The sequence below is a fragment of the Leifsonia sp. 10L418 genome (genome assembly GCF_056395445.1).
Genome location: NZ_JBFTJN010000001.1, coordinates 283,632 through 304,723 on the forward strand (window position 1 = coordinate 283,632; position 21,092 = coordinate 304,723).

General features: G+C 64.8%; 25 protein-coding genes and 1 tRNA gene. 10 read left to right on the forward strand and 16 right to left on the reverse strand.

Annotation, left to right across the window (positions count from 1 at the left end):
- Nucleotides 1-18 precede the first annotated feature (18 nt).
- Both AC1DCF_RS01270 and AC1DCF_RS01275 read left to right on the forward strand, forming a co-directional pair.
- Complete coding sequence (locus AC1DCF_RS01270; RefSeq protein ID WP_477209431.1) at nucleotides 19-468, forward strand: nitroreductase family deazaflavin-dependent oxidoreductase; 450 nt, start codon at nucleotides 19-21, stop codon at nucleotides 466-468.
- Nucleotides 465-1,121, forward strand: a complete 657-nt coding sequence (locus AC1DCF_RS01275) for a pentapeptide repeat-containing protein (protein ID WP_441791473.1) — start codon at nucleotides 465-467, stop codon at nucleotides 1,119-1,121. Before AC1DCF_RS01270 ends, AC1DCF_RS01275 begins: the two co-directional genes overlap by 4 nt.
- Before the next feature lie 36 nt (nucleotides 1,122-1,157).
- Here the strand turns inward: AC1DCF_RS01275 and AC1DCF_RS01280 are convergent, their stop codons facing one another.
- The 8 genes from AC1DCF_RS01280 to AC1DCF_RS01315 form a co-directional block, all read right to left on the reverse strand.
- Nucleotides 1,158-2,042: an EamA family transporter gene (locus tag AC1DCF_RS01280; protein WP_441791474.1), complete on the reverse strand. Its 885-nt coding sequence runs from the start codon at nucleotides 2,040-2,042 to the stop codon at nucleotides 1,158-1,160.
- Nucleotides 2,043-2,210: 168 nt separating this feature from the next.
- The gene (locus AC1DCF_RS01285; protein WP_477209432.1) at nucleotides 2,211-2,741 is read right to left on the reverse strand and encodes a pilus assembly protein TadG-related protein; all 531 of its coding nucleotides are present in this window, start codon (nucleotides 2,739-2,741) and stop codon (nucleotides 2,211-2,213) included.
- Entirely contained in the window at nucleotides 2,738-3,199 is a 462-nt protein-coding gene (locus tag AC1DCF_RS01290; RefSeq protein WP_477209433.1) for a hypothetical protein, read from the reverse strand. The genes AC1DCF_RS01285 and AC1DCF_RS01290 overlap by 4 nt, the downstream gene beginning before the upstream one ends.
- Nucleotides 3,174-3,596: a TadE/TadG family type IV pilus assembly protein gene (locus AC1DCF_RS01295; RefSeq protein ID WP_477209434.1), complete on the reverse strand. Its 423-nt coding sequence runs from the start codon at nucleotides 3,594-3,596 to the stop codon at nucleotides 3,174-3,176. The genes AC1DCF_RS01290 and AC1DCF_RS01295 overlap by 26 nt, the downstream gene beginning before the upstream one ends.
- A gap of 6 nt (nucleotides 3,597-3,602) precedes the next feature.
- Entirely contained in the window at nucleotides 3,603-3,779 is a 177-nt protein-coding gene (locus tag AC1DCF_RS01300; RefSeq protein ID WP_441791478.1) for a hypothetical protein, read from the reverse strand.
- A gap of 33 nt (nucleotides 3,780-3,812) precedes the next feature.
- On the reverse strand, nucleotides 3,813-4,751 hold the full coding sequence (locus AC1DCF_RS01305) for a type II secretion system F family protein (RefSeq protein ID WP_477209435.1): 939 nt from the start codon (nucleotides 4,749-4,751) through the stop codon (nucleotides 3,813-3,815).
- On the reverse strand, nucleotides 4,748-5,647 hold the full coding sequence (locus AC1DCF_RS01310) for a type II secretion system F family protein (protein ID WP_477209436.1): 900 nt from the start codon (nucleotides 5,645-5,647) through the stop codon (nucleotides 4,748-4,750). The genes AC1DCF_RS01305 and AC1DCF_RS01310 overlap by 4 nt, the downstream gene beginning before the upstream one ends.
- A gap of 1 nt (nucleotide 5,648) precedes the next feature.
- Nucleotides 5,649-6,875, reverse strand: a complete 1,227-nt coding sequence (locus AC1DCF_RS01315; protein ID WP_477209437.1) for a CpaF family protein — start codon at nucleotides 6,873-6,875, stop codon at nucleotides 5,649-5,651.
- 219 nt (nucleotides 6,876-7,094) lie between these two features.
- Here AC1DCF_RS01315 and AC1DCF_RS01320 point away from each other — a divergent pair.
- The 4 genes from AC1DCF_RS01320 to AC1DCF_RS01335 all read left to right on the forward strand — a co-directional run bounded on the left by AC1DCF_RS01320 (nucleotide 7,095) and on the right by AC1DCF_RS01335 (nucleotide 9,521).
- Nucleotides 7,095-7,176 (forward strand) — tRNA-Leu (locus AC1DCF_RS01320).
- Between the two features lie 179 nt (nucleotides 7,177-7,355).
- A complete protein-coding gene (locus AC1DCF_RS01325) occupies nucleotides 7,356-8,009 on the forward strand; it encodes a biliverdin-producing heme oxygenase (protein WP_477209438.1) in 654 nt (217 codons plus the stop codon).
- Nucleotides 8,010-8,012: 3 nt separating this feature from the next.
- Nucleotides 8,013-8,690, forward strand: coding sequence for a DedA family protein (locus tag AC1DCF_RS01330; RefSeq protein ID WP_477209439.1), 678 nt, complete (start codon nucleotides 8,013-8,015; stop codon nucleotides 8,688-8,690).
- Between the two features lie 99 nt (nucleotides 8,691-8,789).
- Nucleotides 8,790-9,521 (forward strand): DedA family protein, encoded by a 732-nt coding sequence (locus AC1DCF_RS01335; protein ID WP_477209818.1) that lies wholly within the window; start codon nucleotides 8,790-8,792, stop codon nucleotides 9,519-9,521.
- A 39-nt stretch (nucleotides 9,522-9,560) separates the two neighbouring features.
- Here the strand turns inward: AC1DCF_RS01335 and AC1DCF_RS01340 are convergent, their stop codons facing one another.
- From AC1DCF_RS01340 to murI, 4 genes are all read right to left on the reverse strand, one after another.
- Complete coding sequence (locus AC1DCF_RS01340; protein WP_477209440.1) at nucleotides 9,561-10,472, reverse strand: cation diffusion facilitator family transporter; 912 nt, start codon at nucleotides 10,470-10,472, stop codon at nucleotides 9,561-9,563.
- A 130-nt stretch (nucleotides 10,473-10,602) separates the two neighbouring features.
- Nucleotides 10,603-11,196: an RdgB/HAM1 family non-canonical purine NTP pyrophosphatase gene (gene rdgB, locus AC1DCF_RS01345; RefSeq protein ID WP_477209441.1), complete on the reverse strand. Its 594-nt coding sequence runs from the start codon at nucleotides 11,194-11,196 to the stop codon at nucleotides 10,603-10,605.
- Nucleotides 11,193-11,933, reverse strand: coding sequence for a ribonuclease PH (gene rph / locus AC1DCF_RS01350; RefSeq protein ID WP_441791486.1), 741 nt, complete (start codon nucleotides 11,931-11,933; stop codon nucleotides 11,193-11,195). Before rph ends, rdgB begins: the two co-directional genes overlap by 4 nt.
- Nucleotides 11,930-12,799: a glutamate racemase gene (gene murI, locus AC1DCF_RS01355; RefSeq protein WP_477209442.1), complete on the reverse strand. Its 870-nt coding sequence runs from the start codon at nucleotides 12,797-12,799 to the stop codon at nucleotides 11,930-11,932. The genes rph and murI overlap by 4 nt, the downstream gene beginning before the upstream one ends.
- 55 nt (nucleotides 12,800-12,854) lie before the next feature.
- Here murI and AC1DCF_RS01360 point away from each other — a divergent pair, with 55 nt between their 5' ends.
- Nucleotides 12,855-14,177, forward strand: coding sequence for a nicotinate phosphoribosyltransferase (locus tag AC1DCF_RS01360; RefSeq protein WP_477209443.1), 1,323 nt, complete (start codon nucleotides 12,855-12,857; stop codon nucleotides 14,175-14,177).
- A 120-nt stretch (nucleotides 14,178-14,297) separates the two neighbouring features.
- On the opposite strand, the gene AC1DCF_RS01365 is transcribed toward AC1DCF_RS01360, so the two are convergent.
- The 3 genes from AC1DCF_RS01365 to AC1DCF_RS01375 all read right to left on the reverse strand — a co-directional run bounded on the left by AC1DCF_RS01365 (nucleotide 14,298) and on the right by AC1DCF_RS01375 (nucleotide 17,271).
- Nucleotides 14,298-14,585 carry a DUF3039 domain-containing protein gene (locus AC1DCF_RS01365; RefSeq protein WP_441791489.1) on the reverse strand — a complete coding sequence of 96 codons (288 nt, stop codon included), beginning with the start codon at nucleotides 14,583-14,585 and terminating at the stop codon, nucleotides 14,298-14,300.
- 83 nt (nucleotides 14,586-14,668) lie between these two features.
- The gene (locus AC1DCF_RS01370; RefSeq protein WP_477209444.1) at nucleotides 14,669-16,243 is read right to left on the reverse strand and encodes a hypothetical protein; all 1,575 of its coding nucleotides are present in this window, start codon (nucleotides 16,241-16,243) and stop codon (nucleotides 14,669-14,671) included.
- A complete protein-coding gene (locus tag AC1DCF_RS01375) occupies nucleotides 16,219-17,271 on the reverse strand; it encodes an ABC transporter ATP-binding protein (protein WP_477209445.1) in 1,053 nt (350 codons plus the stop codon). Before AC1DCF_RS01375 ends, AC1DCF_RS01370 begins: the two co-directional genes overlap by 25 nt.
- Before the next feature lie 738 nt (nucleotides 17,272-18,009).
- Between AC1DCF_RS01375 and AC1DCF_RS01380 the strand changes: the two genes are divergently transcribed.
- The 3 genes from AC1DCF_RS01380 to AC1DCF_RS01390 are packed head-to-tail and all read left to right on the forward strand — an operon-like array spanning nucleotide 18,010 to nucleotide 20,290.
- Entirely contained in the window at nucleotides 18,010-18,702 is a 693-nt protein-coding gene (locus AC1DCF_RS01380) for a phosphocholine cytidylyltransferase family protein (protein ID WP_477209446.1), read from the forward strand.
- Nucleotides 18,703-18,743: 41 nt separating this feature from the next.
- Complete coding sequence (locus AC1DCF_RS01385; RefSeq protein WP_477209447.1) at nucleotides 18,744-19,544, forward strand: ABC transporter permease; 801 nt, start codon at nucleotides 18,744-18,746, stop codon at nucleotides 19,542-19,544.
- Entirely contained in the window at nucleotides 19,544-20,290 is a 747-nt protein-coding gene (locus AC1DCF_RS01390) for an ABC transporter ATP-binding protein (RefSeq protein WP_477209448.1), read from the forward strand. The genes AC1DCF_RS01385 and AC1DCF_RS01390 overlap by 1 nt, the downstream gene beginning before the upstream one ends.
- A gap of 34 nt (nucleotides 20,291-20,324) precedes the next feature.
- On the opposite strand, the gene AC1DCF_RS01395 is transcribed toward AC1DCF_RS01390, so the two are convergent.
- Nucleotides 20,325-21,089 carry an ABC transporter permease gene (locus tag AC1DCF_RS01395; RefSeq protein WP_477209449.1) on the reverse strand — a complete coding sequence of 255 codons (765 nt, stop codon included), beginning with the start codon at nucleotides 21,087-21,089 and terminating at the stop codon, nucleotides 20,325-20,327.
- Between the last annotated feature and the right edge of the window lie 3 nt (nucleotides 21,090-21,092).

Below are 21,092 nucleotides of genomic sequence, written 5' to 3' on the forward strand. Positions count from 1 at the left end.
GTGCGATTCAATAGAGGGATGCCCCTCACCGGAGAATACAAGCCCAGTCCGTCGAAGTGGGTCAGAGACCAGGTCGAACTCTACGAAAGCTCGGGTGGAACGAAGGGCACGACGCTGCGGGGAATGCCGGTCATTGTGCTGTCGACCCTGGGCAAGACATCCGGAGCCGTGCGCAAGGTTCCGCTGATGCGGGTCGAGCACGATGGCGTCTACGCCGCGGTCGCCTCGCTGGGCGGCGCCGCAAAGAACCCCACCTGGTACGCGAACGTTCTCGCGCACCCGTCCGTCGAGGTGCAGGATGGCCCGCACACATTCGACGCGGTCGCTCGCGAGGTCTCCGGTGACGAGAAGGCGCTCTGGTGGGAGCGCGCGGTCGCCGCGTACCCCGACTACGCGAATTACCAGACCAAAACCGACCGTGAGATTCCTCTCTTCGTGCTCGAACCCGTTGAAACGGCAGCAAAATGAAGCGTCAGGCAACGAAGCCGCCCGTCCTCGACCCGATCGTGTTGGACAACCTGGTGGATGCCGACGTCAGCGACCTCCTCAGCGGCGACAGCCGTGAGGGCGAGCGTTTCTCCGGGGCAGAACTCGCAGGGCGCGACTTGACCGGAACAAGCTTCAGCGAGTGCGAGTTTCGCATCCTCTCGCTCAATGAAACCAAGTTGCGTGGTGCCCGCTTCACTGAGTGCGTGGCTTCAGACCTGCAGGCTCCCATTTTCAGCGTGCCCCGGTCGACCTGGCGCGACGTGCGCATCGAGCGCTCACGGCTCGGCTCGGTCGAGGCCTACGAGGCCACGATGCGATCGGTGCAGATCGACGGCTCCAAGCTCGATTTCGTCAATCTGCGCAATGCGAACCTCACCGATGTTCTGCTTTCGGACTGCATCATCGAAGAACTCGATCTCGGCAGCGCCACCATTCAGCGTCTTGAGTTGCGCAACTGCCGCGTCGGCACTCTCGATGTGACGGGCGCCAAGCTCAAGGATGTCGACCTGCGTTCGACCGACTTCAGTGCCATCCACGGTCTTGAAGGTTTGCGGGGTGCCACCATCGATGACGCTCAGCTCGCCCTCCTCGCGCCGGTTCTCGCGGCGCATCTCGGCATCCGCGTCGAATAGTTCCCTGTCGCGTCGCTCGCTGGCTCGCGTGTCGAGCTAGGTCAGCGCGTTCGCGGTGCGTTCGAGGTCAGACTTCGGCACGTCTCGCTGCGTGGCGATGGCAGCGGCCGCCGCCGCGCAGACGATGACAATCGCGACGACCTGGTGCGGTTCAAACGACTCCCCCAGCACCAGCACGCCGAACCCAGCAGCGATCGCCGGGCCACAGCTCGTGATGATCGCGTAGAGCCGTGGGGTGATGCGTCGGAGGATGAAGGTGTCGACGGTGTACGGGAAGGCGCTTGAGAGCACGCCGACGGCGAAGAGCAGCCCGATCACTCCCCAGTTCAGTGCCGACCAGTCGATGGTGACCAGCGCGTACGGAAGCACCAGGGCGAGACTCACCAGGCCCGCGATCGAGATTCCCTCCAGGCCCGGTAGGTCGATGGCGACCCGGCGGGTGAGCAGGATGTAGGCGGCCCAGGCAGCGGCGGCGAGCAGCGCGAAGCCGATGCCGAGCGGGCTCAGCTCACCGTCGGTCCAGGTGAGCAGCAGTACACCGCCACCCGCACAGGCCGCGCAGATCACGTCGAGTAGGCGCCGGGAGCTGGCCAACGCCAGCGCGAACGGTCCCAGGAACTCGATGGTGGCGGCGATGCCGAGACCCAGCAGGTCGACCGCCTCATAGAAGGCCACATTCATCACCGCGAGCACGAGTCCGAGTGCCAGGGCCGGCCAGAGCCGGTGCCAGACAAAGGTCTCGCGCCGGGGCCGGTAGAACGGCAGCACCGCGCAGACCATCACGATCTGTCGGGCCGCGACGACGACGGGCGCACCCACCACCGGAATGACGAGCCCCGCCAGAGCCGAACCGAAGTTGATGCTGACTTCGGTGGCAACCTGTGCTCCCGCACCGATCGCCCGGTCTCGCCTGGTCGTCACAATTCTCCTTGCCGACGCCAGTTTCGGCGCCCTCCGAGGGTACCCGCCTGTCACTCCCGGATGCCTGTACCCGCCTGTTACCAGCAGGCACGAAAGTGCTGACGGGCGTGTCGAGCGGTTGTGCGCCCAGCCGGCGTTGGCGGAACCCGGTGATACCTGAACTCGGTGTCACCAGAACACCGACCGGGCGACCGCCGTGACGTCGAGCGGGATGCCGGCGGGCAGGAGGAGCGCCAGCACCGGTGGTCGCCAGGTGGACCGCAGCGACACCGTCGCGCTTCGGCCGTCGGGACTCGCCGCGCTGACCATCGTCAAGTCATCGAATCCGGCCTGCGGGGTCGCGGTCAGGTACTCCTCCGCCGCTTGCTCGACCCGGGACGATTCGAGGCGAGCCCGCAGCTCCCCCGCCTCGACCGTGACATCGTCGAGGTCGAAGGCTTCCGCTCCGGCGAGCGCCGCACCATCCGCGAGGGTGAAGAGTCGTTTGCGTTCGAGGTAGAGCGAGGTGGCGGCGACGCAAGTCAGAATCAGCACCGTCGCCAGAAAGCCGTAGAAGATCGTCAGCAGCAGGGTGGACCCGGCATCGGCATCCGCATCGGCATCCGCGGGCGCGTGCCCACTGCGCAGCCGGCAAACCAGCCATCGGTTCAACCGGGCGGCTGGTCGACGCGGGTGGGGACGCTGTCTTCTGCTGGTCATTCGGTCGCTCCCGCACCCCAGAACCGGGAGACCGTCTGGGTCGCCCGTGCTTCGAGCGGAATCGACGCCACGTTGTGCAGAGCGAGCACGTCGGGCACCAGGGGCAATGCGACGCGGATGCGCACGGTAACTGTCACGGACTCCTGGCGAGTCAGGCAGGTCAGCGGCGCGGCACTGCACGCAATCCCGACCTGGGCGGTGTCCGCCTTGATGCCGTAGTCGTCGAGCCCCACCTCGACGGCGCGCTCGGCACGATCCCGAGCCGCGGCTTCGTCGGGCGCGAGCACGAACACCCGTGCCGCCTGCCGCGCCGCACCCTCGGCGGCGAGCGCCCCGCTTTGAACTGCCGACAGCGCGAGCACCAGGTAGACGAGCGGTACCAGCAGGATCATTCCGACGGTAATGAACTCGAGCGACGCCGACCCGTCGTCACTACTCCAGTGTCTCGACAACCGCATGCCCCACCACCCTCAACCCCCGGTCGAAACCGAGCATGCCGAGAAGTGGGAGCGGCGCCGTCACCTGCACCTCGACGGTGAGGTGCCCGGCGCTCTGCGCATAGGCCGCCGCCACCCCGGTCGCATAGGTCGACCCCACCGCTGTCGTGATCAAGTCTTTCGTGCGCTCCGCTCCTTCTGCCAACCCGCTGTCGGCGAGCGCGGCGTACCGTGCTCCCTCGGCGGCGGCATCCAGCAGCGTCGTGCGCACATGCAGCGCCAACGCCAGTTGCAGTACCGACAGGGTCAACACGGTCAAGAGAGACCCGACGAGAACGAACTCGACGACTGCCGACCCGGAGTCGGCACAAATGTCGGCCCGCCGCATCCCCCGTCGCCACCGCGTGCGCACGGTCATGATGACTCACATGCCAGAGACGCGATCGATCGCTTGTTGGAAGATTCCGGCGAGCGCCGGACCGGCCAACCCCCAGATCAGCATCACCAATGCCGCGGTCATGAGGGTGATCAGAACCCAGCCGGGGACATCCCCTCGTTCGTCGGCTACCCCGCTGTGGAATCGACGCGACAACACGGACATGATGTGGTCCTTTCTGTAGAAACGTGGATGGAATCAGAATCCGGCCTGCAAGACGAACAGACCGGGAAATATCGCGAACAGGATCGAGAGCGGGAGGATCAGAAAGACCAGGGGAATCATCATCGAGATCTCTTTGCGGCCCGCCGCTTCGAGCAAGTCTCGCTTCGCCTCGTCCCGCGCATCCTGAGCCTGAGCCCGCAAGACCTCGGCGAGCGGGGTTCCGCGGTCCAATGCACCAGTCACCTGATCAACGAACCGGGTGAGAGCCGGCAGCTGGATGCGACGGGCAAGTGCGGTCAGTGATGCGGCAAGCGGCATGCCGGTGTGAACGTCAGCGACAACGCCGGCCAACTCCCGGGACAGCTCCCCCGAACTCGTCGCCGCTACCCTCCGCAACGCATCGAGGATGCCCTCCCCGGCCGACAACGACAGGGTCAGAAATTCCAGAACGGTCGGAAGCTCACTCCTCATACGGGCCAGCCGTGCCCGGGCGGCGCGTTGGAGCAGCCACCCTCGAAGCAACGCACCGGCCATCCCGGTCGTCACGACCAGCAGCACCCGCGCGACGAGAGGCAGCGATTGTGCGGCTGGACTGACCAGCACGAGCCCCAGGCCGAGCGCACTGCCGGTCAGCGCCCAGAGAACCTGAACGGTTCGAAACTCGTCGACACCCTGTCGCGACCCCGCCTGCCGCAACTGCCGACCGAGGGTGTCCGCACCGCCAAGAATGTAGCCGAGAACCGCTGTCAGTCGCCTGATCATCGGGGAGAAGAGCGAGCCGAACACCGGCAGTGGGTTCAGCGTCGTGCGCCCATGGTAGGCACGGGCTTCAGCCGACACGTCAAGGATGTACGGCGCAACCCGTTGGGCCAGACGCGGTCGCCCGAACCGCGGCACGAGACTCACCAACGACCACAGACCAACCCCGAGCAGGATGCCGAGAAACACGCCCCACGCCACCGAAGCATTCATCGAAACCAGCGCCGTTCCTCAGGCAGACGACCGACCGCAATCATGATGCGGTACGCCACCACCGACACGATCAGGCCACCGACGATCACGGCCGTGCCGGCGGGAGTGTTGTAGGCGAAAGCGGCTTCGGGCCGCGTGGTCAGCAGAATCAGGATGATCCACGGCGCGGCCGCCCCGAGCCGCGCGGCGTTCAGAATCCACGACTGCCGTGACTCGACCTCAAGCCGGGTCGCCGCATCCTGGCGCAGCCACCCGGCCAGACTCCGCAAGACAAGCGTCAAGTCGCTGCCGCCGACCTCACGCGCCATTCGAAGCGTCTCCAGAATTCGGTCGGCGATCGGGTCGGCCAGGGCTTCCTTCAGCTGATCGACGCAATGGGCGAAATTACCGGTCACCCGATACTCTCGTTCGAATCCGGCGAAGGCCTCCCGGGTTGCCGGCGGTCCCGAGTGCGCCAGACTACTCACGCTGTCGGGCAGGGCCAGCCCGGAGCGCACCCCTGAGATCAGGTGATCGACGACATCCGGCCAGACCGTGCGGTTGGCCCGGCGCCGCGCTCGCGCTCGCCGCAACACGACCAGGGCAGGAAGCGCCACCGCGCCGAGGCCGACGGCGATGGACAGGGCCCGAACACCGAGGATGGCTTCGGCGAGCGCGGCGCAGGCGATGCCGAGGAGGAGCGAAACGACCATGACGGCACCCGGTGTCACACGGGCGAACCCGGCCTGGGCGAGCCGCGCCCGACCCCGCGCGCCCAGGCTAGGCCCTCGGTCCGTCATCATAGGCTCACCGGTCAGAGTCGCGCCCGCCGCCAGCCCCGCGCCCTTCGGCCACAAGAATGGTGACGCGACAAGCAGCACGCCCGCTCCGAGCAATAAACCCACCAGCACGCTCATGTCACCGCCCTCCGAGCACCATCGCCGGATCGAGACCGGCGGCCTGAAACTTGACGAGCTTCGTCGGATGCCCGCCGGTCGGCTGGAGCACGCCGTCTTGGATCAGGAAGAGTGGGCTCGCCTCGATCATCGACCCGGAGAGTTGACCGCTCGGCGCAATAATCTCGGTCACCCGCCGGTGACCGTGCCGATTGAGTTCGCAATGCACGACGATGTCGATGCACCCCGCCACAGTGGGGAGCACGAAAGCCGAGTCGATATTATTTCCGGCCAAGAGTGGGAGCGTGCACAGTTTCGCCAGGGCGTCTCGCGCACTGTTCGCGTGGATCGAGCACATTCCAGGCAAGCCGCTGTTCAAGGCGATCAGCAGGTCGAGACTCTCGGCCTCGCGCACCTCACCGACGACCAGCCGATCCGGACGCATCCTCAGTGATTCCTTGATCAACCGCCGCAGGGTGATCTCGCCGGTGCCCTCCAAACTCGCCTGTCGGCACTGCAGGGCGACCACGTCGCGTGCGGCCAGGTCAAGTTCAAATGTCTCTTCGACCGTGACGACCCGCTCGTTGGCCCTGATGCAGGACAGCAGGGTGTTGAGCAGCGTTGTCTTTCCGGCCTGTGTCGCACCCGACACCAGAATGTTCTGACCGGCCAGCACGCACATCCGCAAGAACTCTGCCGCCTGTGCCGTGAGCGAGCCACTCTCCACCAGCTGGGTCAGGGTTCTGATCCGTTTCRTGAACTTGCGGATGTTCACAGACCAGTGCGCACGCGTCACATCCGGAATGACGACATGCAGCCGAGAACCGTCGGGCAACGACGCATCAACGAACGGCGACGACAGGTCGACCCGTCTCCCCGAGGCCTGCAGCATGCGTTCAACAAGGTCGCGCACGACCTGGTCGGTCAGCACCAACGGGGTGAGCTCGGCCCGCCCATTTCTCGCCACGAACACCCGAGTCGGCGCGTTGATCCAAATCTCTTCGATGCTCGGGTCATCCAGAAGGGGCTGAAGCACCCCGTAGCCGGTCAGCGCCGCAACGGCTTCCCTGGTTGTCTGGCCTTCGTCAGCGATGAGCGGATGCGCCCCGCCGAGCGCCAACTCGCTGTACCGCTGCACCTCGTCACGCACGTAGTGGTCAGCGAGCGCGCCATCGGCCGCGAGATCGACACCCTCATGACGCAGCCGCACCCGAACCTGCTCAGTGATGATGCGCGCCGCTTCACTCATCCCTGAATGATGCCCTTGTGCCGCCACATCAGGCAGAACTTATCCACAGGCCGACGCCTCCGGTCTGCCCACCTCCCCCGGCTCGAACCGTTTCCCCCGGCCCGTGAGGTGCCGACTCTTGCTAGTGCGAAGGCGCTCTGACTAGCAGAAGGTGGCACCTCACGGGCGCACGGGCGGACCGGGCAGGGGCTGCAGGCCCAGTACACTAGTACGGCATTCGCGGGAGTGGTGAAATTGGCAGACACGCAGGATTTAGGTTCCTGTGCTTTCGAGCGTGGGGGTTCAAGTCCCCTCTCCCGCACAGCGCGTCAGGCCCGATCGCATCTCATTGCGCTCGGGCCTTCTGCGTTCAGCCGCCTCGGCGCAGAGCCCCACCGCATTCAGCCGCCATCGAGCCGGGTTGCAGGGCGCTGCTGGCCACCTCCCAGTTCCATAGGTTAGGATCGCCTTACCAAACTTTCTATCGAGAACGGGCGACCCATGACTTCGACACTGACCGAGGCCGACTTCGATCTTGCGGCCTTCATCCGCGCCAGCTCCAGTGAGCAGCACCGCGGAACGGAACAGCGTTCGTTCATCACCGACCTCATGGGCGGCAAGCTCTCACTCGCGGACTACACCCGCTACCTGGCCCAGTACGGCTGGCTCTACGAGGTGCTCGAAGAAGCAGTACTGCGCGTCAACCTGGACAGCGTTCCCGGCCTCTCAGCGTTGTTCGACCCGAAGCTGGCCCGGATGGCCTCGATCGAAAGCGACCTCGTCGCACTCGGCGCTGCCGACTGGCGTGAGTCCCACCCGCCGCTCGCCGCGACTGTTGCGTACGCCGAACACCTGAAGTCACTCGGTGAGGCCGACGGCGTGCAGGTGCTCGCCCACCACTACACCCGCTACCTCGGCGATCTCTCCGGCGGCCAGGCGATTTCCGCTCTCGTCGCGCGTCACTACGCGGCAACCCCGGAACAGTTGAGCTTCTACCGCTTCGAGTCCATCGACAGCGTCGTCACGTACAAGCGTGGCTACCGTGAAGGCATGAACGCCCTCACGCTGAGCTCCGACGACATCGACCTGCTGGTGCGCGAAGTGGATGCCTCCTTCACGTTCAACGGCTCGCTCTTCGACGCCCTGCTGGACTAGGCAGTGCTTTACGCTTCAGCGCTCGACGATCAGCTGGGCGACTTTCTCGGGCATAGCGGAGCCGTTCTCTTCTACCTGGTGATTTGGGGACTCGTTTTCGCCGGAACCGCCCTGTTCCTCGGCGTGTTCATCCCGTTCGTCACCGGCGACTCGCTGCTCTTCGGTGCCGGCCTGGTCGCGGCCTCCAGCTCGAATCTGAACATTGCCATTCTCGCGATCGGCACCGGGATCGCAGCCTTTCTCGGCGATCAAGTCGGGTTTCTGCTCGGTCGCCGGTATGGGCGCGGCTACCTCGACCGCCGCGGCGGCCGGCGCACCCAAGCGGCAATCGTCAAGACCGAGTCGTTCTACCGAAAATTCGGCTGGTGGTCGGTGGTCATCGCCCGCTTCATGCCCTGGGGCCGTGTGTTCGTTCCGGTGATCGCGGGCGTCGGTCGTATGAACTACTACAAGTTCCTCAGCAGCAACCTTGTCGGAGCTCTCGCCTGGGGCACCGGAATGACCCTGATCGGGTACTACGCCGCGTCAATTCCCGGCGTGAAGAATGCCGCTTACGTCATCGCCGGGTTCTTCATCGTCGCATCGATCATTTTCGGCTACCGTGCGTGGCGGCGGGATCGGCTCGAGACCCGGGCCGCGGCCGTGGCCGATGCTGAACCGGAGCACAGTTCAGGGGGCTAACCCACGGGAGGAGAAGCAGGCTTTAGCGTTAGCCTGTACCCAGCACAACTTTCCCGCCGCCTGGCCAATCTGACCGACGCATTCTGGAGTATCCCCGTGATTCACACCTCACTGATTCCGTGGCTCGACCCAGAGGTCATCCTGAACTCTGCCGGACCGTGGGCACTCCTTGTGGTGTGTGCGATCGTCTTCGCTGAAACCGGGCTCCTCGTCGGATTCCTGCTTCCCGGCGATACTCTGCTCGTGATCACCGGCCTGCTGACCGGCAGCCTGATCATGATCGACATCTGGTGGGTCTGCTTGGCCATCGGTCTGGCCGCCTTCCTGGGTGGGGAAGTCGGCTACCTGATCGGGCACAAGTTCGGCCCACGGGTCTTTGAGCGCAAAGAGTCGGGTCTGTTCAGCATCAAGAATGTTGAACGCACCAACATGTTCTTCAAGAAGTTCGGCGGCCTGGCCGTCATCCTCGCCCGCTTCGTGCCCATCGTGCGCACCTTCGCGCCGGTGGCCGCCGGCGTCGGGCATATGAACTACCGCAAGTACACGCTCTACAACTTCATCGGTGCGATGATCTGGGGCGCCGGCCTCACCTACTTCGGCTACATGCTGAACCTGATCCCGCCGGTCGCGAACTTCGTCAAGAGCTACATCGACATCATCCTGATCGGCGCGGTCGTCGTCACGTTGATCCCGACGATCGTTCACTACCTGCAGTCGGCGGCCAAGGCCAAGCGCGCCAGCGCTGAGGCCGAAGCGAAGCCGCCGACCGACTCGCTCATCCTGCCTCCGGAGGCATTTGAGATCGACCACGACGGCAAGCACGAGGCATAGACGGCCTCACCGGCTCGCAGCCCGCTGCAGCCGCTCCGTTCACAGGTGCGTGTGATCCTCGTGGGCCGCATGCTCGGCCGGCTCGAGCTGAAACGTCGAATGCTCGACGTCGAAATGGTGCGAGAGACACGCGGAGAGCTCGTCGAGCAGTGCACCAGCCCCACCAGAATCGAGCACCTTCGACTCCACCACAATGTGTGCGGTGAAGACATGGGCACCTGACGTGATTGCCCAGACGTGCACGTCGTGCACCGCAACCACACCCGCTGTGCCCAGCAGGTGGGCGCGAATCTCGGCGACATCGGTGTCGGCCGGCGCCGATTCGCTCAGCACCCGCACCACATCACGCAGGAGTGAGTAGGCGCGGGGCACGATCATCGCCGAGATCAGCAACGAGGCAATCGCGTCAGCCTGCCAGAAACCGGTGGTCAGGATGACGACGGCCGCGATGATGACGGCGATGGATCCGAGGGCGTCACCGAGCACTTCGAGGTAGGCGCCGCGCATGTTGATCGAGGACTTCGCCGCCGGTCGCAGCAGCAGCAACGCCACACAGTTCGCGACCAGGCCGATCACCGCCACGATAAGCATCGGAGTGCCGTGAACATCCGGCTCGGTCGGAGAGACCAGCCGGGTGACTGCGCCGACGACGACGAAGGCGGCGACGGCAAGCAGGATCAGCCCATTGAGCAAGGCACCGAAGACCTCGGCGCGCTGATAGCCGAAGGTCTGCCGGTCGGTGGCCGGACGGGCTGCGACCACCGTCGCGGTAAGCGCGATGATGAGACCAGCGAGGTCAGAGAACATGTGTCCCGCATCGGCGAGCAACGCCAACGATCCCGAGACCCAGGCCCCGACGATCTCCACCACGAGCACCACCGACACGATGCCGATCGCCAGGGATAGGCGCGTGCGATTCGTGCTCGTGGAATGTGAATGATCGTGGGCCATGATTCAACCGTACGAGCCGTTCCGCCCAATCTCCAGCCCAGGCGCTAGTTGGGAATGAGTGTTGTTCTCAGCAACGAAAATGGGGCGGCAACCGAGAGAATCTCGAGTTGCCGCCCCGTCGTGAAAAGGCTCAGCTTCCCAGCAGCGACACGAGAACCGGGACCAATTCACCGAAGGCGAGGGCGCGGTGGCTCTCGGAATCCTTGACCTGCTGAGGCAACTCGGCAGCCGACACCTCGTGCCCATCCGGCTGGAAGATCGGGTCGTAGCCGAACCCCCCGCCGCCGGCTGGGGTGTGCAGGATGCGCCCCGGCCACTCGCCGGTCACGTGCGACTCGGTGCCGTCGGGCAGCGCGACCGCCGCGACACAGGTGAAGTGGGCGGCACGGTGTTCGTCGGGCATGTCGCTGATCTGCCAGAGCAGCAGCTCCAGGTTCTCGATCGGGTGCTTGGCCGGTCCGGCCCAGCGCGCAGAAAAAATGCCGGGTGACCCGCCGAGCACGTCGACGCAGATTCCCGAGTCGTCGGCGATCGCCGGAAGACCGGTGTGCGCCGCCGCCGCACGCGCCTTGATCAGCGCGTTCTCGGCGAAGGTGGCGCCGTTTTCGACCGGTTCAGGGCCATCGTAGGCGAGCACCTCGACGCCCGGCAGCTGGACGGCGAGAATGCGCCTCAGCTCCTCCACCTTGTGCTGGTTGTGAGTGGCGAGAACGATCTGGGTCATGCCGAGACCGCCAGCGCCTTCTTCTGGAACTCGGTCAGGGTGATTCCACCGGCCAGGGCGAGGTCGAGCAGGGAGTCGAGTTCGCGGCGGTCGAAGGGAGCGCCTTCGGCCGTGCCCTGCACTTCGACGAACAGCCCGCGACCGGTGACGACCACGTTCATGTCGGTTTCGGCGCGTGAATCCTCGGTGTATTCCAGATCGAGCATGGGTACGCCGTCGATGATGCCGACGGAGACGGCAGCCAGGCTGTCGATCAGCGGCTGGGCCTTCTGACCGATGAACTTCTTGCTCCGGCCCCATTCCAAAGCGTCAGCCAGGGCAACGTATGCGCCGGTGATCGCGGCGGTGCGGGTTCCACCGTCGGCCTGCAAGACATCGCAGTCGATGACGATGGTGTTCTCGCCCAGTGCCTTCATGTCGACGACAGCGCGCAGGCTGCGACCGATCAACCGGCTGATCTCGTGCGTACGGCCGCCGATGCGGCCTTTGACCGACTCGCGGTCCATGCGCGAGTTCGTCGAGCGCGGAAGCATCGAGTACTCGGCCGTCACCCAGCCCTTGCCTTTTCCGGCCATCCATCGCGGGACTCCGTTGGTGAATGACGCGGTGCAGAGCACCTTGGTGCGGCCGAAGGAGATCAGTGCCGATCCCTCGGCCTGGGCGCTCCAGCCGCGTTCGATCGTGACGGGGCGCAGCTCGTCGGGGGTGCGGCCATCGGCGCGCAGGATGTCGGTCACGAGTTCTCCTTGAGAGGGGTGGGCAGTGTGGTGGTAGCAAAATTGGCAAGGTCGCCGAGTGCCAGGGAACCGGTCTCGATCAGGTCGACCTGGGAAATTTCCGGACCGATCAATCGGTGGGCGAGGTCGAGAAACTCGTCGGCGCTGGCCCCCGTGGCTTCGTACCGGTAGGTCGGAGCCGACGAGGCGGTGCGGAGAAGCTGCTGGCCGACGAGGATGCGATAGACGTCGTTTGCCGTCTCGGTGTCGCTGGAGACCAGCGAGACTGAATCTCCCATGACGTAGGAGATTGCGCCCTTCAGAAAGGGGTAGTGCGTGCAGCCGAGCACCAGGGTGTCGATGTTCGACTCCTTCAGCGGTGCCAAGTAGGTCTCGGCCACGGCGAGCACCTCGTCACCGGTGGTGACGCCGGCCTCGACGAACTCCACAAAGCGCGGGCAGGCCTGGCTGAACAGGGTGATCTGGGTGGCCGCGGCGAACGCATCGTCGTAGGCGCGCGACTTCACGGTCCCGGCCGTGCCGATGACGCCGATCCGGTTGTTCCGGGTCGTTCCGACGGCGCGGCGCACGGCCGGCTGAATCACCTCGATCACGGGAACGCTGTAGCGCTCCCTGGCGTCCCTGAGCATCGCGGCCGAGGCGGTGTTGCAGGCGATGACAAGCATCTTGACGTCTTGTGCGACGAGATCGTCCAGAACCTGCAAGGCGTAGCCCCGTACATCCGCGATCTTCTTCGGACCGTACGGCGAATGCGCCGTGTCGCCGATATAGAGGATCGATTCGTTCGGCAACTGATCCTTGATCGCCCGAGCGACGGTCAGCCCGCCGACCCCTGAGTCAAAGATCCCAATTGGCGCGTCAGTCACAAGAATCAAGCTTAGTCGGGCAAGCCATCCGGTCTCGAAAGGCTAGGCTTCTTGCGTGACCGAGTCCTCAGCCTTTCGCACCGACCGCTACGAACTCACCATGGTGGATGCGGCAATTCAAAGCGGCACGGCACACCGGGAGTGCATGTTCGAGGCCTTCGCCCGACGTCTTCCCGACGGCCGCCGCTACGGCATCGTCGCCGGCACCGGCCGCCTTCTCGAGCTGATACAGCAGTTCAGATTCACCGACGCCGAGCTCTCATGGCTGCGCGACAACGAGGTAGTGCGCTCCCCCACGTTGGACTGGCTCGCCGACTATTCGTTCAACGGCAGCATATGGGGCTATCGCGAAGGTGAAGCCTATTTTCCGGGCTCGCCGCTCCTCGTCGTCGAAGGCACCTTCGCTGAAGCGGTGATTCTCGAGACACTCATCCTCAGCGTGCTCAACTACGACACGTCGGTCGCCAGTGCGGCGGCCCGCATGGTCTCGGTCAGCCTCGGCCGGCCGATCGCCGAGATGGGTTCCCGCCGCACGAGCGAATTCGGCGCCGTATCAGCGGCCCGCGCCGCCTACATCGCCGGATTCGCCGCAACCAGCAACCTGGAGGCCGGCCGCACCTGGGGAATTCCCACGATGGGCACCGCCGCCCACTCATTCACTCTGCTCCATGACAGCGAAGAGGCCGCTTTCCGCGCTCAGGTCGAAGCGTTCGGAGCGAACACCACCCTACTCGTGGACACGTACGACATCGAGAGCGGCATCGACATGGCGGTGAAGGTGGCGGGCATCCAGCTCGGCGCCATCCGCATCGATTCCGGCGATCTTCCGATCGTCGCGGCCGCTGCCCGGGCTCAGCTCGACGCCCTCGGCGCGGTGAACACCCGCATCACCGTCACGAGCGATCTCGATGAGTACTCGATTGCGGCGCTCTCGGGCGCGCCCGTCGACTCGTTCGGCGTCGGCACCTCGGTCGTCACCGGGTCGGGCGCACCGGCCGCCGGCATGGTCTACAAGCTCGTCGCCCACAAGAACGACGCGGGGGCGTGGATTCCCGTCGCCAAGACGTCAGCGGCGAAGGCCTCGGTCGGCGGGCGCAAGGATGCGGTGCGTCGCCTCGATGCCACAGGCACCGCCCGCGAAGAAATCGTGTTGCTCGGCGACGGTCCGGCCGGCGAGCCAGAGTTCGTCTCAACGAACGGTCTCGAACGCGGGCTACTGGTGCCGCTCATCGCCGATGGCCAGGTCGACGAGCGCTATCTCGGTCACTCCGGCACCGCCCGTGCGCGGGCGCACCATGCGTCGGTGATGCGCGAACTCCCGGTCGATGCGTTCCGGCTGGGACGTGGCGAGCCGGTCATCCCGACTGTCTATCGCTAGGACGCGATTGACGGTGCACACTCCTGCACCAATCATCGGATCGGCCCGAGAGGGTCTCGACAAGCTCGACCACCGAGGAATTCTCCTCCCGATGATTGAGCTTGTCGAGGCCAGATCCGTCTACTCGGCCTTCATCTTTTCGTAGATCGCCTTGCACGACGGGCACACCGGAAACTTCTCCGGGTCACGGCCCGGCAGCCACTTCTTGCCACAGAGCGCGCGCACCGGCTTGCCGGTCAACGCGGATTCCATGATCTTGTTCTTCGGAACGTAGTGCGAAAAACGCTCGTGGTCGCCCGGCTCGATCTGCTCCTGGTTCAGCAGCTCTTCGAGTTCGCGGTCGAGGGTAGACGTGCCGCCGCCAGGCTGCCCGGGGTCTGCGATGCTTGCGCGGAAGTCTTCAGTCATGTCTCAAGTTTAGCGATCAGACCTGAAAGCAACCATCGCAACACCGGGGCGGTGCGACCGGGCGATGCGAGGGGCGACGGCGATCAGGCGCGCAGTGCCGAGGAGAGGATCTCCGGACCGCGACGATCGAAGGTTCGGGAGCCCAGCCACACGCCGAGAACGACGACGACCAGACCGATGCCGATACCGCTGAACAAGGCGACCCGGTGCCAGGACGGGTCGCCCATGATTCCGAGAATCGCAGCGATGATCGCCGGCAGTGAAAGAACGATCGAGCCGAGGAAGGTCAAGGCCTGAATGAGCGCCGACGCACTGTCGGAGGACTGGGGCTGCGCGAACGGGCTGTCCCCCGGCTTCGTGGCCGGATACGGGAACCGCGCCGAGGTGTAGCTCGAGAGACCGATCCCGGTGAGCAGGATGCAGGTGCTGACGCCGAGCATCGAGGGCAGTGCCGACCAGTCCCCGAAGAGTGCGATGCTGATTGCCGAACCGAGACCGATCAACGGGATGCCCACGATAAGCGCCGGGGCCAAGCGGCCGATTCGGTCGGCGAGTCCGCGCGTGCCGGAGACGACGTGGAGCCAGATCGCCGTGCTGTCGTAGGCGACATCGTTGTGCATGGTCCACCCGAGGAACACGCACATGAGCGGAACCGGGAGCAAGGCCAGGTATTGCGTCGGAACCGTGGCGATCGACAGCGGAACGAGCGCGATGATCGGCACGATCGGAATCATGATCAATGACACCCAGTAGCGGGAATCTCTGCCCCAGTAGGTGAAGCTGCGTGCCGCAATGACACCGACCGGGGAATCCGGCAGGCGGTCGAACCAGCCGAGCCCGCCGTAGGCCTTGACCGGGGCTTCGCGACCGGGGGTCACCAGCATCCGTTCAACCAGGTGGGCCCAGGCACGCCAGAGCAGCCAGAGCGTGCCGGCGGCAATGATCAGCTTCAGAAGCGCGGGTCCCCACTCCCCGGTCACAGCGTCGCCGGGAACCGCCCACGCCGCACCGAGTGGGGTCCAGCCCAGAATGCCCGCGAACTCGCTGACCAGGCGAGCACCTGAGGTGCCCCAGTCGATCGACACGAGGAGAACGACGATGGGCGACAGGATGACGAGAAGCAGCACGCCGGCGACGCCCATGAACTCTCGGGAGCGTCGGCTTGAGAGCACGAATGCGCCCACCGCGGTGCTCACTCGTGCCGCTAGAACACAGGTTCCGAGAAGAAGCGCCGCGGAGATGATCGCCAGGATGGTCTCCAGCACGCCATACGACCAGGTCACCACGGTTCCGAGCAGAATGATCGTCAGGGCGAGTGCGGGCACACCGATCAACGCACTGACCGCCAACCCGAAGGACAGGGTGCGGTTCGGGATGCCGAAGAGCGCGAAGGACCGCGGATCCATCGTGTCGTCGATTCCGAACACCAACGGGACCACCAGCGATCCGAGCACAACCAGCGATCCGAGCACGATCAACGAGTCGCGAACAAGTTCGACGTCGCCGACGAACCGCAGGCTKACCAAAACGAGAAACAACACCGCGGCCAAGCCGAGCCCATAGAGCAGCCCGACGATGACGCCGACGACCTGCCACGGGCTCCGCCGAAAGATGTTCGCGAGGAGCCTGAGCTTCAGTCCGAGAAGCTGTGCAACCATTCCATGCCTTCCGCAACCTTGCGCCCGCCGGCAAGTTCCACAAACCGGTCTTCCAGCGACTTCTTACCGCGCACGGCGTCGACGGTTCCCGATGCCAGAACCTGACCCTGCACGATGATCGCGACATGGTCGCAGACGCGCTGGATCATGTCCATGCCGTGGCTGGACAGCAGCACAGTTCCACCGCTCGCCACGTACTTCTGAAGAATCTCGGTCACGTTGACCGCGGAGACCGGGTCGACCGATTCGAACGGTTCGTCGAGCACGAGCACCCGCGGCGAGTGAATCATGGCGCAGGCCAGCGCGATCTTCTTCGTCATACCCGCCGAATAGTCGGCGACGAGGCGGTTCAACGCGTCTTCGAGGCCGAACGCGGCAGCGAGGTCTGCGGAGCGCGTGCGCACCGTGTCGCCGTCGAGGCCGCGCAGCACGCCTGAGTAGTGGAGCAACTGGGCGCCGGTCAACCGGTCGAAGAGTCTCAGCCGGTCGGGGAGCACGCCGATCACGCGCTTCGCCTCGATCGGCTGCGACCAGACGTCGATGCCATGAACCCGGATCGACCCGGCATCAGGACGGAGGAGTCCGGTCACCATCGAGAGCGTCGTGGTCTTGCCGGCGCCGTTCGGGCCGACAATTCCGTAGAACGACCCCGCACGCACCTCCAGGTTGACGCCAGAGACAGCGGTCATCTGGCCGAATCGCTTGACGAGCCCGTCGACGGCGAGCACGACGGGAGCAGGCGCCGATGCCTCGGCGGATGCTCCGGTGGATGTCGAAGTGGACGGGGTAGCAGGGCGCGCGGTCGTGCGCGCGGCTGTTTCACGCTGGGGGGTGGCGGTGCGCGAGCGCGCCGCGGTCTTGGGCGCGGGCGACGGAGGCGTCGCGACGGCACCGCTCGTCGCGGCCGAGGTGGCGGAGGCGCCGTCAGCGGCGGGCGGGTACGACTCGGGAAGAGTGCGACCGACCGGGGTGACAAGCTCCGGCGTCGTCGTTGCGGGAGTGGCGGTGGGAGTCGATGCGGCCGTCACCGTGGGAGATTTCGCGGAAGTGGAACGGGTCGCAGGGGGCTTCCTCGCTGCCGCAGGCTTTCGAGCCGCCGGCGATTTCGCCGCGGGTGCCGCCGGCGATTCAGGGGCGGCCGAAGTGTCTGCCGGTTTCTTCGCCGCAGCAGGCTTCCTTGCTGCTGGTCTCGCCGCCGCTGGTTTCGCTCCGGCGGGCTTCGCCGCAGCAGGCGCGCCAGTCTTGGCTGCGGCCGGTTTGGTCGCGGCCGTCTTTGACGCGGCTCGAGGCGCAGCGGCCTCGGAAGCGCCGGAGTCCGTACCGAGGTCAGTACCGGAATTTGTCGCGGCAGCAGGCGGTGTTGATGTTGGCCGCTTCACGGGAGGCCGTTTCGCTGCAGGCTTCTTCGCGGCAGGTTTCGCTGCGGCGCTCCCTCCTCCTGGCGCGGTGCCAGAGGCACGCTCGCCACTCGTCGGCTTGTCAGGCTCAGGAGTAGGGGGCAAAGAAGTCACCAAGCAAACCTACCAAGCCCCGACGACGCCCGTTGGCGCCCCGCCTCGATCCCGCGTAACCTGTGAAAACCCTCCATGGAGTGTCACGAATTGGACACGTCAAGGCCTTTCACTATGCGTGTTCAGGCAGTCCGGATAGTCTGGCGGAGGCATAACGGTGTGTCTTGATCTGAACTTTTGGGTGAACCCGGAGCGAAATCTTCAGAAATTGAAGCCTCTGCGTTGATCACCCACACCTTTCTTGAGGAGATAATCGTGACCACCCAGGTAGTCATTCTTGCAGCAGGCATGGGAAGCCGACTCGGCCGTTCCCTGCCCAAGCCGCTCACTGAACTCAGCGACGGCCGCACGATCATGGGCCAGCAGTTCGACAACATTGCTCACGCCTTCGGCAACAACGCCAAGGTCACCATCGTTGTCGGCTACAAGCTCGAGCACATCATCGAAGCGTTCCCCCAGGCATCCTTCGTGTACAACGAGCAGTACGACCAGACCAACACGTCGAAGAGCCTGATGCGCGCCTTGCAGGCATCGGGCCCCGGCGGCGTGCTCTGGATGAACGGCGACGTCGTCTTCGACCCGACCATCCTCGACCGCGCCGCAGCAATGATGGCTCGCGACCAGTCGTTCGTGACGGTGAACACCTCGAAGGTCTCTGACGAAGAAGTCAAGTACACGACCAGCGCAGAGGGCTACATCAAGGAACTCTCCAAGACCGTCAAGAACGGACTCGGCGAGGCCGTCGGAATCAACTACATCTCGAGCGCCGACAAGGCGATCCTGCTTCACCACCTCGCGAAGGTCGGCGACCAGGACTACTTCGAGCGTGGCATCGAACTCGCGATCGAGAAGAACCGTCTTCTCGTCGAGCCGGTCGACATCTCCGACCTCTACGCCGTCGAGGTCGACTTCGCCGAAGACCTCGAACGCGCCAACCTCTTCGTCTAGGTTGCACGTCGACCTTCGAAGCGCGCTCTACGATTGACGGTGTGACCACCTACGCCGACGTGCGCCCCGAGCAGCGCACACCGTTCGCGCGGTACCGCCATTCGCTGTGGCTGCTGACCCAGCGCGACCTGCGCGTACGGTACTCAACGTCGCTGCTCGGGTATTTCTGGTCGATTCTCGACCCGTTGGTGATGGCGGGGATCTACTGGTTCGTCTTCACACAGATTTTTCAGCGTTCCGTCGGCGAAGACCCGTACATCATCTTCCTGCTCACCGCGCTGCTGCCGTGGATGTGGTTCAACGGCGCCGTTTCAGACTCCACTCGCGCATTCCTGCGTGAGTCGAAGCTCATCCGGTCGACCCGCATCCCACGCACCATCTGGGTGAACCGGCTTGTGCTCTCGAAGGGCATCGAGTTTCTGGCCTCGCTGCCGGTGCTTGCGCTTTTCGCGGTGATCTACCAGGCGCCGCTCAACATCAACGCGATCTTCTTTCCGCTCGCCATTATCATCCAGGCCATTCTGACCGCCGGGGTCGGCTTGATCGTCGCCCCGCTCGTCGTGTTCTTCCGCGACCTCGAGCGCGCAGTGAAGCTGGTGCTGCGGTTCCTCTTCTACGCCTCCCCCATCATCTACGCCACCACTGATCTGCCGCCGGAATTGCACTTCTGGGCAGCGTTCAACCCGCTCAGTGGCATCTTCAGCCTGTACCGTTCCGCGTTCTTCCCCGAACAGCTCGACTGGTTCACCGTCGGCGTCGGCGCCGCAGTCTCCGTCGCAATCCTGGCGCTCGGGATCTTCGTCTTCACACGCACCGAGCGCGCAGTTCTGAAGGAGATCTAGTGACCTCGCCTGTCATCGCTTTGACGGATGTCGGCATCCGGTTCCGACGCAATCGACGCAGTCGTCGCACGTTCAAAGATCTCTTCGCGAGCCGCAAACGTCGCAGCCGTCCCGGCGAGTTCTGGGCTTTGCGCTCGGTCTCATTCAGCGTGCAGCCCGGCGAGGCGATCGGCGTCGTCGGCCGAAACGGCCAGGGTAAGTCGACGCTGCTCAAACTCGTCACGGGCGTCGTTCTCCCCGACGAGGGAACTGTCAATGTCAAGGAGGGAGTCGCGCCCCTGATCGAGATCACCGGCGGCTTCGTCGATGACCTCAGCGTGCGCGACAACGTCTATCTGACCGCCGGCCTGCATGGGATGACCCGCAAGCAGATCGCGGACCGTTTCGACGAGATCATCGAGTTCGCGGAGATCCGCGACTTCATCGACACTCCGTACAAGCATCTCTCCAGCGGCATGAAGGTGCGCATCGCCTTCGCCGTGATCTCTCGGCTCGAGGAGCCGATCATCCTCGTCGACGAGGTGTTGGCTGTCGGCGACAAGGCATTTCGCGAGAAGTGCTACCGCCGCATTGAAGAACTCCTCGCCGGCGGGCGCACACTTTTCATTGTCTCCCACAACGAACGCGACCTCCGCCGGTTCTGCACCCGCGGGCTCTACCTCGATAAAGGCGCCCTTGTGCTCGACGGTCCGATCGACGACGTTCTCGCGCGCTACAACCTGGAATACGGCGTCACTGCGCGCTGACTCCGCCGCCTGACCTGTCGGTGGGCTGGCCCGATCAAGCATTCTCTTTGCGGAATGTACGGGTTCCGACAAAGAGTCCTGCCGCGAAAAGTACGAGGGTCCAGAAGACTCCCCAGAACACGGTGATGTTCCAGAACTCCCCTGCGAACAGTTCGCGGATCGCATTCACGATGTACTTGGTCGGCATGAAATCGCTCAGCGTGACCAGCCACTGCGGAGCACCGGTCTCAGTGCTGATTGGCAACAGGATGCCCGAGAGCAGCAGCACCGGAAGCGCGATGCTATTCAGAATGGGCGCGAGCACGTCCTCACTCTTGGTGGTCAGAGCCAGCGCATTCGACGCCGCCGAGCAGGCTCCGCCGAGCAGCATCGTGAGTAGCAAGCCAAGGGCCATTCCTTCGAGCGACCCGGTCAGACCGAAAAGGAAGGCCAGCGCGATCAACAACACTCCCTGCACGAACAGGAGCACCACGTCGCGCAGGATGCGCCCGAGAAGCAACGCTGTGCGGCTCGCCGGCGTCACCCGCTCCGCTTCGATCACTCCTTCACGCCACTCGGCGATGAGGCCGAACCCGGCGAACAACGCCCCGAACAGTCCCAATTGCACGAGCAGGCCGGGCACGAAGAATGTGTACGCGTTCGCGACGCCGATCTGCTGTGCGAGCGGCGTCAACAGCGGCCCGAAGAGTGCGAGGTAGAGCACTGGTTGGGCGAGCCCGATGATCACCCAGGCCGGATTTCGTAGGTTGAGGCGCATCTGACGGCGAAAGATGATCCCGGTTTCGGTGGCGAAGAGCATGGC

Bases quoted from the DNA above. Each gene is read 5' to 3' on its own strand.
- AC1DCF_RS01270 (WP_477209431.1), top strand. From the start codon at position 19: ATGCCCCTCACCGGAGAATACAAGCCCAGTCCGTCGAAGTGGGTCAGA.
- AC1DCF_RS01275 (WP_441791473.1), top strand. From the start codon at position 465: ATGAAGCGTCAGGCAACGAAGCCGCCCGTCCTCGACCCGATCGTGTTG.
- AC1DCF_RS01285 (WP_477209432.1), bottom strand. From the start codon at position 2,741: ATGACCAGCAGAAGACAGCGTCCCCACCCGCGTCGACCAGCCGCCCGG.
- AC1DCF_RS01290 (WP_477209433.1), bottom strand. From the start codon at position 3,199: ATGCGGTTGTCGAGACACTGGAGTAGTGACGACGGGTCGGCGTCGCTC.
- AC1DCF_RS01295 (WP_477209434.1), bottom strand. From the start codon at position 3,596: ATGACCGTGCGCACGCGGTGGCGACGGGGGATGCGGCGGGCCGACATT.
- AC1DCF_RS01300 (WP_441791478.1), bottom strand. From the start codon at position 3,779: ATGTCCGTGTTGTCGCGTCGATTCCACAGCGGGGTAGCCGACGAACGA.
- AC1DCF_RS01305 (WP_477209435.1), bottom strand. From the start codon at position 4,751: ATGAATGCTTCGGTGGCGTGGGGCGTGTTTCTCGGCATCCTGCTCGGG.
- AC1DCF_RS01310 (WP_477209436.1), bottom strand. From the start codon at position 5,647: ATGAGCGTGCTGGTGGGTTTATTGCTCGGAGCGGGCGTGCTGCTTGTC.
- AC1DCF_RS01325 (WP_477209438.1), top strand. From the start codon at position 7,356: ATGACTTCGACACTGACCGAGGCCGACTTCGATCTTGCGGCCTTCATC.
- AC1DCF_RS01340 (WP_477209440.1), bottom strand. From the start codon at position 10,472: ATGGCCCACGATCATTCACATTCCACGAGCACGAATCGCACGCGCCTA.
- rdgB (WP_477209441.1), bottom strand. From the start codon at position 11,196: ATGACCCAGATCGTTCTCGCCACTCACAACCAGCACAAGGTGGAGGAG.
- AC1DCF_RS01365 (WP_441791489.1), bottom strand. From the start codon at position 14,585: ATGACTGAAGACTTCCGCGCAAGCATCGCAGACCCCGGGCAGCCTGGC.
- AC1DCF_RS01395 (WP_477209449.1), bottom strand. From the start codon at position 21,089: ATGCTCTTCGCCACCGAAACCGGGATCATCTTTCGCCGTCAGATGCGC.